This window comes from Helicobacter sp. L8 (assembly GCF_003660355.1).
Lineage (GTDB): Bacteria > Campylobacterota > Campylobacteria > Campylobacterales > Helicobacteraceae > Helicobacter > Helicobacter labacensis.
In genome coordinates, this window is sequence record NZ_QXQR01000002.1 from 127,132 (window position 1) to 139,982 (window position 12,851).

A 12,851-nucleotide genomic window follows, 5' to 3' on the forward strand; every position below is an offset into this window, starting at 1 on the left:
TTCCTCTTGTTAGTGTTTTTTGTAGTATAATGGAGGGTTAGATGCAAAAAAGGGGTTTTGATGAAAAAAGTGCATCCTCTTAGCCTCAAATTCAGCCATGCGCTAGCTAGGCACATTAAAGCCAACCAAGCCCAGCGCGCCCAGCTTTACGCCTTTAGCCCGCGTGTCTTTGAATCCCCTAGAGTGGCTCCTGCGCGTAAACTCCCCCTTCTCCCCCTAGCCCCCCTTAAAAAAACCTCTAAAGCCGGAGCCTTATTGGCTGGAGCCTTATTGGCTGGGGGACCCCTCAAGGCTGTAGATGGATCGCACAATATGGGGGGGGGGTCGCTCACGCCCAAGGGCGCGCTTGTAAGCCCCATTACAACAACACCCCCCAGCCCTCAGTTGCAATACAGCGCGATCCCCTTGAGCCAGCAAGCCGCGCGCAACGCGCTTTGGGGTCCGGCTAAATTTGGTATCGCCCGCGCGCCCCAGCCTATGATGGCTCTAGTTTTACCCACCCAGTTAGCCACAACACCCGCGCCCCAGAATGTGTGGGACAAAATTTATAATCTTGGCAACCAAGATGTCAATGTGGGTAATGGAGGGATCGCCTATGTCGATCCGGGTAAAGGCACTCTTAGCACTTGGACTAGTTGGGCAGGAGGGCGATCTTTTAATGTAAATGTTACCGGGAGCAATCAAGGGACTTTAGTGATTGGTAACGACACGCCCAATGTAGCTACGGGTGGGACTATTTGGATTCCTAATGGGAGTATAGGTCCTATTTGGGGGACTTTTAAAGCACCTGACATTTATCTTACCAACACCTTTAAAACCGGAGTCGCTAGCGGTTCGGGTAAGGGGGTGATGAGTTTTGACGCTTCTAATAATCTCACAATGGACGGGCTTACTTATGATAACACGGAAACCATTCTTGGGGGGCGCGCGCTAGGAAGCGGTCCTAGGTCTAGCGCCACTTTCAAGGCTGGTAACGATATGAATGTTACCAATAGCAATTTTACAGACAATACATGGGGAACTTTTAATCTCAGTGCCAAAAACACCACCCTTACTAATAGCAGTTTCAACGGATACCACTCTAGCATTGCCCTTAGCGCGACTCAAAGCTTACAAGCCACCGGCACGCAATTTGACAACGCCTATGGCTCAACGAGTTTGAGCGCAGAGAATGGAATCACCCTTAGCAACACCAGCTTTAGCGGGCAGGATAATAGCGTGAGTTTGAGCTCTGCTAATGGCGATCTTAGCGTGAGCAATACGCAGTTTAACAACACCAAACAAATTAGCGTGGATGCCAATAACGCGACTTTCAATGACGCCACCTTTGGGACCACAGGACAAGCCCAAAGCACCTTTACAGCCAACACTTTAAATTTTAACAACACGACATGGGATGGGTCTACTTGGTATAACTTTAGCCCTAAGAGCGCAAAGCAAACCACCACGACTTTTAGTGGGGTAACTACGATTAGCACCGATAGCACAAGTCTTTCTCCCTTTGCATCTCTTAAAGGGACGATCAATCTTAGCCCGGGCGCGATCATCAATATCAACCAGATTTTAAACTCTAATCAAAACTACACTTTATTTGGCAGCGAGATCACATCTGGGGGTAAAAAGATAGAGGGCACACAGATCGCGCAGTTTTTAGAGTTTAATGGGATGAAACTCACAGCCGTAAACAATAACGGACAAGTGGCATTAGAAGACATGGTAGATGGGTATGATATTCTCAAGATCAAGGTGGATTTCACTGGTAATAAGGTCGTCTTAAACCCTATTCTCATGCCTACGGACATTTGGTCTTCTGTGTATTGCATGGGCAACACTAATCTAACTGGTTATTGTGCAAGCCACCCTGCACAGACGACTTTTAATGTAAATAATGGAATCGCCTTCATTGATCCCAATCTGAAAAACTACGCCGCCCCTTACTGGAATCCCAATGGCAATTTGTTAAACACCTATGCAGGCACTAACAATGGCATTAATATCGACATTAAAGGAGAGGGGATTTTAGTCATTGGCAATAATGCCCTGCAGGCTGCCACGGGCGGGGTGATCCGCCTTGGGGGAATGGGTATTAATGGCGGTCTTGTGGGCTATATCACGGATAGTTTTAGTGCTGCCAACATCTATATGACTAATACCTTCCAAACTGGCAATACCTTTAAAGATGGCGGGGGAGCTAGTGTTACATTCAACGCTACCAAGAATATTACTTTAGATGGGCTCAATTACCAAAATCTACAAGCGGGCACGCAACACTCTCATGCCTCTTGGGTTGCCGGACAAGCCATGAATATCCAAAATTCTAATTTCATAGACCAGACAGGGGGAACTTTTAGTTTTAAGGGTAACACTATTGATTTTGACAATAGCACCGTGCAAGGCACGGCAACTTCTGTTAGCCTTGCAGCGACCAATGCTTTATCGCTTAGTGGCAGTATTTTAAGTGGGGGATACTATAAGCTAAGTGGTGCTTCTATCGCGCTTGAGAACACGGAAATAGACTCCGCTGTTGCGCCCAGCACAGGAGTCAATGAGTTTAATGGTCCAACCACGATGTCAGGAACTAGCTCTGTTCGCTTAATTGGGAGTAATCTTGTAGCCAATGATAGTCTTACCTCAACGGACAACAGCCGTTTTTATTTGAGCCAAAGTAGCGATGTAAATTTCAACAGCACAGCCACTTTGGGGGGTAGCACAACCTTAAATGTAGAAAACAGCAAAGCCTACTTCAATGGTGTAACTAATCTCAATGACAACACGAATGTAAGCTTGACTCACCAAAGCCAGATTAATTTTAAAGGGACTACCAATGTAGGGGATAGCGCGGTTGTCAATTTGGATCAAAGCACCGCTTTATTTGGGGGTGATACCAATTTTAGCGATGCCGCTTATTTGAGCTTGATCAATGGCAGTCAAGCCACTTTTGATAACACCATGTCCCTTGCAGACAACACCGCTGTGAGTGTGAATAGCGGCAGTCAGGTAAATTTCAAGGGCGATACCACCTTTAGCGGGGAGGCTAAACTAGGGATCAACGGGCAGGGCACGCAGGCTAGCTTTGCCAAAGACGCGACTTTTAGCGGTAGCTCTGCTTTGGTGCTCACACAGCAGGCACAAGCCAGTATGCAGGGCACGACCACGCTCAATAGTGGGGTGAATGTCAATCTCTCGGGGGGTAGCCAAATTGACGCGCAAACCCTCAATCTCAATGGGGCTGACATTGCCTTGATGGGGCAGAGCACGCTTAATGCCGGGGAAACCACCAGCACGGGCGCGACGACCTTATATAGCACAGGTAATAGCGCGCTTAATTTTGGACCCTTTAATCTCACCGGGAGTTTGACCCTCAAGGGAATCCTTACCCCCAATTTCTCCAGCCCCTTTATGAGCGTCAAGGGGGCGTTTAATGTGGGCAACACGGGCTTGCTCAATATCTCCAATGTAGACCTCTTTACTAAGCTCGCCTTCCAAACCCCTAAGGTCTATGACATCCTCAACACTTCAGGGGGAATCAAGGGGATCAGCGGGGCGGATGGCTACCAAAAGATCGACTTCTATGGCATGAAAATTAGTAGCGCCACTTACAACGCCTCCCAAGATAGCTGGAGTTTTGCTAACCCCCTCAATGGCGCGCAACTCATCACAGAGAGCATACAGGGGGGTAAATTAGTCGTTACAATCTCACAAAACCCCAACCCAGTCGCCACCTCGCTTTACAATATCGCGCCTGAGCTCTACTACTATAAAGAGTCCAAACAAAATGTCTCAGGCACACAGTATGATTACAGCGACAACCGCACCGGGACTTTCTTTTTGGATAGCAATTTAAAAGGGGTGTTCATCCCCCCGGCTACTTCGATGACACAGCCCCTACAACCCCAAATCCCGGGCACCTATGGTCCCTACAACCAGCCCCTAGACCCCCTTTACATCTACAACCCGGCTATCACACAAGCCAATTTGGGCAGTTTATATAGCTTGGCTTCTAGCTTGTGGCCCCAGTTGGAACAACTCTTAAAAAACGGGGTGCTAGATAATCTAAACGACCCCACTAAGGTGCTCCAAGCCCTAGAAAACGCCCACATCACTCTAGACCCCACCCAAAAGCAAGAACTCTTAAATCTCATCGGAGGGCTCTCTAGCCAGATCAACCAGAGTTTTGCCAATGGCACTTTAGTGGTGGGGGGTACGCAGGTGGGCAAAACCCAGAGTAGTAGCGTGGTGTGGTTTGGGGGGAATGGGTATGCTGATCCTTGTAGTGGGTCTTCAAGTTGCCAAGACTTGCGCTCTAAGAATTTGGGGCAACTCTTAGAGGGGACTTCGGTAGACTTGGGCTATATTGAGGCGCATTTCAACGCCAAAGAGATTTACATCACGGGCACTGTGGGGAGTGGGAACGCTTGGCAGAGTGGGGGGAGCGCGTCTGTGAGCTTTAATAGCGCAACTAACTTAACCCTCAATGACGCGACCATCAGCGCGCAGGGCACAGACCAAATCTTCCCACTCTTGGGGCAGGCGGGCTTAGAAAAGATCTTAGCCCAAGCGGGCTTAGGGCAGACCTTAGGCAATATCATCTACCAGAAAGCCCAAGGCAAAACGCTCATCCCCTCTAGCATTCAGGGCTTAGGGGGGTTATTGCCCCCTAGTATCGCCAATGAGCCCTTGGGAGATTTGTTGAACGCGCAGGACATGCAGGCTATCATGGAGTTGCCCGGATTCACCACTGTTATTAAAGACATTGTCAATTCCAAGACGGTGAGCGATGTCTTTGGTCAAAATGGACTTATCAGTAACTTGAGTCCTACAACGCGCGAAGAAATTGATAAGGAATTAGTTAAACAGATTGAGGCCGCTAAGGGCAATATAATAGGTGGCATCGTTAAAACAATCGGTATAGACAATGTGGAGAGTTTCATCAATACTTTTTATGGAGATAAAACTCTTTGGAGTTTCATGGACCAATTCTCTCCGGTTAGTTTGGATCAAGCCCTTTCGCAAGCCAATTCGCCCCAGGGACTCACTGGTTTAGAAAAATTCTTAAGCGAAACCACTTTCGGGCAAATTTTGAAAAATGTCTTTGCATACAAGGATTTGATCAATACAGGCGTGTCTTGGTTAGGACCCCAAATTTTGAGCACCATGATGGACATGGTGATCCAAGATGCGCTCAACCCTCCCCCCGCCTTGAGCAAGATGTTAGCCAACACCACTAGCAAGCTCTTAAACCAGCTCTTGGGACCGGATTTAATCAACACCCTAAGCCAGCAAAAGGATCTCCAAGCCCTAGCTAACGCCTTGATGCAAGATAAGGGCTTGGGGGGGTTATGGTCTAAGGGCTTGGGGAGTGTGCTCTCCCCCTCCTTGCAACAGGCTTTGCAAAAAGTGGGCTTGGGCAATCTGCTAGCCCCCAAGGGTTTGAGTTGGTTGTGGGAAAAGGGCTATTTTAGCTTTTTGGCTAACCAAAATGTTGTGGTGAACAATAGCAATTTTAGCAACGCCACTGGAGGGGCGTTGAGTTTTGTCGCCGGCAACAATATCATCTTTAGTGGCACTAATAGCATCAATTTCACCAATTACACAGGCACGCTCAATTTCTTTTCTAACAACACTTCTAATATTGAGGTGAGCACACTCAACGCCACCAATGGGCTTGACATCAACGCCCAATTCAACAATGTCTATGTCAAGCAGGGCACGCTCACCACCAATAACCAATACGAGGGGATCAGCGTGAACGCGCAGGATTTTGCTTATTTGGGCACGATCCAAGCTAAGGGCGGGGTGGTAGACCTCTCTAAAGTAATAGGGAGCACCTTACTAGGCACAATTGATCTCTCCCCTAGCGCCCAGCTCTTGGCTAATAATTTGAGTATCCAGCACGCGCTCAACAACAATTCTAATAGCGCGGTGAGCATCGCTCAAGATTTTACCCTCTATTCAGGCGCGACTTTAACCACGAATCCCAGTGGCATTGATGTGGGGGGGAGTTTTAACTCCGCTGGGAGCATGGTCTTTAATGCCGGCACGCAAAGCCCTAGCGCGCCCTTTATTAATGTAAAAGGCATCGCCACCCTCACACCCACAGCTAACACGCCCATTCTAGCCCTCAACACCCAAGCTAGCAACCAAGCCTACACCTTGATTAATGCCAAGTGGATCGACTACAATCTCTACAACCAGCCCTTTAACCCCAATAGCTGGAAGGACTATTTGAGTCTCTACACCCAGCTAGACATCAATAACAAGCACATGCAACTCAACGCGCAGGGCACGGGCTTGCTCTACAATGGTCAAGCGGTTAAGATCGCGGATAAAGGCTTGAGCGTGAGTTTCCAAGATGCCCAAGGGCAGACTATCACCTCCTCAATCGCCTATAATAATATCCAAGTGGGCGTGGGCAAACAGCCCAATATCGTGATTCCCACGATCCAAGAGTATATCCAGCAAATCCAAGGGCAAACTAGCGTGGATAATGTCTACCAAGCTGGCGGACCCAATGTCATGCAATGGTTGAACGCCTTGTTAGTGGAAACTAAGAATACCCCCCTCTTTGCGCCCTATTACCTAGAGAACAATTCTCCCCAAACCCTTGTTAAAATAGCTAAGGACATCGCCAATAGCATCGACTTGATCGCTAGCCCCTCGCTCAAAAACAACTCCACGGATATTTTGCAAATCAACACCTACACCCAGCAGATGAGTCGCCTAGCCAAGCTCTCTAATTTCACAGCCAGCGTGCCCACCTTCCATGACTTCTTAGAGAATATCAAGGGCGAACGCTTTGCTAGCGCCGTGCCTAACGCGATGGATGTGATCCTAGCCTACTCCCAACGCGACAAGATCAAAAACAATCTTTGGATGCAGGGCGTGGGGGGGGCTAGCTTTGTGGCTGGGGGCACGGGCACACTCTATGGAATCAATGTAGGTTACGATCGCTTTGTGAAGGGCGCGATCGTGGGCGGGTATGTAGCCTATGGCTACAGCGGTTTCCATGGCAATATCACCAACGCTAGTAGCAATAATGTCAATGTGGGGCTTTATAGCCGTATCTTTGCCAAGAACAGTGAGATCACCTTGAGTGCCAATGAAACTTGGGGGTATAATAAGAACTATATCAACGCCACAGACTCTATTCTCTCCATTGTCAACCAACGCTATAACTACAACACTTGGACGACCAATGTAGGCGCAAACTATGGCTATGACTTCTTTTTCAAAAATAAAAGCGTGGTGCTCAAACCCCAAATCGCCTTGCGCTACTACTACATTGGTATGACCGGCTTACAAGGCACAATGGATAACCCCTATTACGACCGCTTTAGGGCTAATGCCGATCCTAATAAAAAATCCGTGCTCACCCTCAATCTAGCGCTAGAAAGTCGGCATTACTTTGGCAAAAACTCCTATTATTTCGTGATCGCGGATATCGGGCGCGATCTCTTTGTGAGCTCCATGGGGGATAAATTGGTGCGCTTTATTGGCAATGACACCTTGAGTTACCGCAAGGGCGATCTCTACAACACCTTCGCGGGCTTGACCATGGGCGGGGAGGTGCGCTTGTGGAAATCCCTCTATATCAACGCCGGTATTGGGGCGCGCTTTGGGCTAGATTATCAAGACATCAATATCACGGGCAATGTGGGGATGCGCTATGCCTTCTAAGTTAGTTTTAAGATTGCATGCGCTAGCATGCACTCCCCCCTCCTTAAAGCCTCGAGGGTTGTCCCTTGGGGCTTGTTATCCCTTAGAAAGTTAGTCGTTGAACCCACCCCCAAACCCCCCTATCGAACGCGTGCATGTGATTCTCAAGCCCTTAACCCCCCCGGAGTCCTTGCGCGCGCTAGAGGAAGCCTTACGCGCTGTGGGGATGGGCTATGACTTCTCTCCTGAACCTGGGGGGGTATTATTGTGTCTGGGGGGAGATGGCACGCTTTTGGGGGCTTTGCGCAGCGGATCGGCTTGTTTTGGGGTGCATGTGGGGAATTTGGGCTTTTTGAGTGCCACAAATTTGGCTGGCGTGGCGGATTTTTTGCGCGCGCTCAAAGCGGGGGTATATCGTGTAGAAAAGCATTTGATGCTAGAGGCATGGTTAGACAACCAAGATCACCCCTTTGTATGCGCCAACGATCTGGTCATCACTAAAAAAGATGTCTATGGGATTTTAGAGTTGCGCCTCTTTGTAGAGGGGGTTTTAGCCAATGTTTACCAAGTGGATGGCTTGATTGTAGCCACCCCTCTTGGTTCTAGCGCGTATAATATCAGTGTAGGAGGAAGCGTGGTGCACCCCTTGTGCCAAAATATTTTACTCACCCCCATCGCCCCGCATTCTCTCACCCAAAGACCCTTGATCTTGGGCGCACACGCCCAATTAAGCGTGCAAACCCAAAAAACTTGCTTAATCGTGCTAGATGGGCAAAGCCACCACCTCATGCGCCCCGATCAAGAACTCAAAATCCAACAGGCTATCCCCCAAGCGACCTTGCTCCAGCCCTTAGAGCGCAATTACTTCCAAGTGTTGCGCGAAAAATTCTCTTGGGGGGGACCCTATGCTTAAACTTGGTAGCATGCCCTCATGATAGAAGAAGTGCGTATCGAGCAGGGGGTGGTGTTTGAGCAGGCAGATTTGCGCTTGAGCGCGCATTTGAATGTGATCAGCGGGGCGAGTGGGAGTGGGAAGAGTGTATTACTAGGGTGCATTTTAGCCAGCGTAGGGCTAGCCCCCATGCGCGCGCGCTTTTTGCAAGCGCGTTGGCAACTGGCTAACACCCCCACAGTGATTCAAATCCACAAGCACAAACGCGCCCGCTGCATGCGCGATGGCGCGCCCATTAGCAAAAAAGCCTTGCAGAGCTATTTTTCCCCCCATTTACTCTATATCTCCTCCCACGCCCGCCCTCTTAACCCACAATTCTTCTTAGAGATCTTAGATAGTTTTATAGACCCCACCCTCCTCCAAGCTTTCCAGCAAAGCTATAAACGCTACACCCACGCGCGTGCGCAATTAGACAAGCTAGAACAAGAGGCGGACTCTTTAGAAGTCCTCAAAGAGATGGCGCGTTTTGAGTTGGCTAAGTTTGAGGGTGTGCTCTTAGAGGACGGGGCGTATGCGCGCCTTGAGAATCTCAAAAACCAACACAAAAACTGCCAAAAGAGTCGCGCGGCTATTAAGCAGGGTTTGGGTGTCTTAGAGGGGGAACACCACATTTATAGAGCACTTTCTTGCACCAACGCCCCCTTTAAAGACGCGTTGCAAGAGCATTTACAAGAAGCTAAAGGATGGCTTTTGAATGAAATGTGCGCCCTAGAGGAATTAGAGCACATGGACATGGAAGCCCTGCTAGATGCGATGGGAAAGTTAGGGAGTCTTGTGCGCAAATACGGGAGTGAGGCACTCGCGCGCGCCAAACAGCAAAGCTTGCGCCAAGATTACCAACGCTACTGCGCGCACGATCAACACCTCAAAAGCGCGCAAACACGCGTGCAAGAGTGCGAACACGCGTGCATGCAACTAGGCTCACAACTTAGCAAAGAACGCCAAACCCACCTAAGCGCGGTGCAGAGCATGCTAGAGAGTTACACCACACCCCTTTTGCTCAACCCCCCCCACTTATCCCTAGAGCCTACTCCCTTGTGCGCGCAGGGCTTAGAGAGTGTGCGTTTACTCCTTGGCAGGAGCGCGCATTGGAGCGCGGGGGAGAGCAACCGCTTGAGCTTAGCTTTGCTAGCCTTGCAAGCTAAGCAACAACAAACCCCCCATAAAACCCTCTTGGTGGACGAGTTAGACGCGAATTTGAGTGGGCAAGAGAGCGCGTGTGTTGCCCAAATCCTCAAGGAATTAAGCGCGCACCACCAAGTGATCGCCATCTCACACGCCCCCCACCTGCCCGGTCTGGCTAATCGGCATTTTCTAGTCTACCAACACGCCCAACAAGCCTCTATTAAATTACTCAGCAAGGACGAACAGGTGCTAGAGATCGCGCGCATGGTGGACGCTAATTTGGGGCAAGAGGCTCTAGCCTATGCCAAGATGAAGCTCAATTATGATTAGTTACGCGCTCTTATACCACATTGCCTTATTGTTAAAAACCCAAAGCAAGATCACCATCCGCGCCCATGCGCACTACATCACTCTAGACACCCCGGAGTATTGCTTTAAGGCTTGCATGGATAAATCCCAGAGTTATATCTATGTCGATCAGCACAGACACGCGATCTACCCTAAAACCCCTTTCAACCTCGCCCTAGAAAAGCACGCCTCCAACGCTAGGCTTGTGGACGCGTTTTTAGAAAATGAGGATCGTATTTTAAAGATTGTGTTAGAGTGCGCGCATAGTTACAAGAAAACCCAAGCTTCTTTGCAACTAGAATTTACCGGCAGGCACAGCAACGCCATTTTATTGGACGCGCAAGGGCGCGTGTTAGAAGCACTGCGTTTTGTGGGCGCACAGCAGAGCTACCGCCCTGTGTTGAAAGCCCAAATTTTAGCCCCCTTGCTCAAACCCCCCTTTGCGCGCCCCCCCTTGCAAGAGATGCCACCAAGTGCCTTGCTGGACGCGCTGGCAAATTTGCGCGCGCGTGCGCAAGCCCAAAGCCTAGCCGGGCAAAAAGAAAGCCTCAAAAAAGGCTGGCTCAAGAGATTAGAGCTTTTACAAGCGCGTTTAGAGCGTCTGCCTAGCGCGCCCACTCTCTTGCAAGAAAGCGCAACGCAACGCGCGCACGCGAGCTTGATTCTAGCCCACTTGCACCATCTAGACTCTAAGCTCATCTACGCGCCAAGTATCACCCTAGAAGACCAAGTCATCAAGCTCCCCCCCCAAGCGCGCACCCTAAGCGATGCGGCTAATAAGCTATTCAAAATGGCGAAGAAAAACCAGCAAAGAGCCCAGCACATTATCTTGCAAGTGGAGAATCTCCAATCTAAAATCGCCTTTTTGCAGGCTAAATTAGCCCTCTTGCCTAGCGCGCGCTTGGAAGATTTAGCCCCCATGCGCGCCAAACCCACCCGCCATAGCCCCAAGACCACGCATTTAGAGAGTTTTGACATTGAGGGGGTGCGCGTGCTCATTGGGCGCAACCAGCAAGAGAATCGCGAAATCCTCAAAATGGCGCGCGCGCGCGACATCTGGGCGCATGCCAAAGACCAACCCGGGGCGCACATGGTGATTTTCTCCCACCCCAATACCCCCTCCCAAGAGGTGCTACACAAGGCTTGCGTTTTGTTAGCCAAACTCACCCACGCCCACTCCAGCGCGCAAGCCCTGAAAGTGCGCATCGATCACACCCAAAAAAAGCATGTGAAATTGGCTTCTCAAGCTGGGGCGCAGGTGTTTTACACCCACTTTAGCACGATGACTATTACCATCTAAGTTAAATTCAAGTATAATGGCATGCCAAATTTAGCCTGGACGATGCGTGTTTCTACTTTTGGTAAGTTCTTTTATACACACTAGCAAGGCTAGTTGTAGTGGCTTTTGTGTGATTTGGTATTTCCTTGCTGGATCTGCCACCTAAAAAAGCCCTCCTAGCCAATCCGTAGCTCTACTGAACTACGCAACATAGTAACGCTCGTTTGGGTGAACTTATAGGGTTTAAATGAAAAAAAGTATTTTGATCGTGGGGAGTGGGGCTAGAGAATATGCGCTAGGGCGCAAATTTAGAGAAGACGCGCGCGTGGGCGACATTTATTTTTGCCCGGGCAATGGGGGGACACAGAGCATTGGGATTAATGTTCCCTACCTAGATCACGCCCAGCTTGTGGATTTCGCCTTGGATAAAAAGGTGGATTTGGTGGTGATTGGACCAGAAAATCCCTTAGTGGAGGGCTTGAGCGATGCCCTAGCGCACGCACAGATTAAAGTTTTTGGACCTAGCCAACAAGCTAGCTTGCTAGAGAGCTCCAAGAGCTTTACCAAAGAATTAGCCCAAGCCTATGGCATCCCCACTGCGCCCTATGTGTTAGCTTCTAGTTACCAACAAGCCTGCGCGCAACTGGGCACCTACCCCATTGTGATCAAAGCCGATGGGCTGTGTCAGGGCAAGGGGGTGATCATCGCCCAAGATGAAAAGCAAGCCCTGCAAGCGTTAGAACACCTCTTTACAGACAAACAGCAAGAAAAAGTGCTCTTAGAGCAGTTTCTGCCCGGCTTTGAACTCTCCATTTGCGCTTTAGCCCACCACCAAAACTACCTCCTACTACCCCCCTCCCAATCTTACAAACAACTCTCTGGCGATGGTCCTAATACTGGGGGAATGGGGGCGTTTGCGCCCTCTAGTTTGTGTAACCACGCCCTGCAACACCAGATTGCCACCCAGATCATCGAGCCCATTTTAAAGGCGATGGTAGAGCAGAATAAACCCTTTATTGGGGTGTTGTATGCGGGTGTGATGGTGCTGCAAACCCCAGAGGGCTTGCAGCCCTATTTGTTAGAGTGTAATGTGCGCTTTGGGGACCCGGAGTGTGGGGTGCTATTGCCCTTACTCAAAACCCCCTTACTAGATCTGTGTTTGGCGACCTTAGAAGACAAACTGCTAGATTTGCAATTAGAATTGCACCCCCAGCATTGCTTGGGCGTGGTCTTAGCTTCCAAGGATTACCCTTATAAAATTTCAGGGGGGCAGAGTGTGTATATTGATCCCATTGATGAGAAAAAAGGGCATGTGGACTTGGGGGGGATCGCGCAGGAAAATGGGGTGTTCATGGTGTCTGGGGGGCGTGTGGGGGTGTGTATAGGCATGGGCAAATCCTTGCATGAAGCCAGAGAGCACGCCTACGAATTGGTGGGTAAGGTGCAGTTTGAGGGCATGCAATTTAGAGAAGACATTGGACACTAAACCGG

Annotated in this window: 5 protein-coding genes; all 5 read left to right on the forward strand. The window is 49.6% G+C overall.

All coding sequences use genetic code 11. The features are described 5' to 3' along the window. Positions 1-60: 60 nt before the first annotated feature. The 5 genes from EAO37_RS01770 (at position 61) to purD (ending at position 12,846) form a co-directional block, all read left to right on the forward strand. Complete coding sequence (locus EAO37_RS01770) at positions 61-7,677, forward strand: vacuolating cytotoxin domain-containing protein (RefSeq protein WP_120951181.1); 7,617 nt, start codon at positions 61-63, stop codon at positions 7,675-7,677. A 97-nt stretch (positions 7,678-7,774) separates the two neighbouring features. After that, positions 7,775-8,569, forward strand: a complete 795-nt coding sequence (locus tag EAO37_RS01775; RefSeq protein WP_235852898.1) for an NAD(+)/NADH kinase — start codon at positions 7,775-7,777, stop codon at positions 8,567-8,569. Between the two features lie 18 nt (positions 8,570-8,587). Continuing rightward, positions 8,588-10,063 carry a DNA repair protein gene (locus EAO37_RS01780; RefSeq protein WP_120951183.1) on the forward strand — a complete coding sequence of 492 codons (1,476 nt, stop codon included), beginning with the start codon at positions 8,588-8,590 and terminating at the stop codon, positions 10,061-10,063. Then, entirely contained in the window at positions 10,056-11,381 is a 1,326-nt protein-coding gene (locus EAO37_RS01785) for an NFACT family protein (protein WP_120951185.1), read from the forward strand. The genes EAO37_RS01780 and EAO37_RS01785 overlap by 8 nt, the downstream gene beginning before the upstream one ends. Positions 11,382-11,607: 226 nt before the next feature. Continuing rightward, a complete protein-coding gene (gene purD, locus EAO37_RS01790) occupies positions 11,608-12,846 on the forward strand; it encodes a phosphoribosylamine--glycine ligase (RefSeq protein ID WP_120951187.1) in 1,239 nt (412 codons plus the stop codon). Positions 12,847-12,851 lie beyond the last annotated feature (5 nt).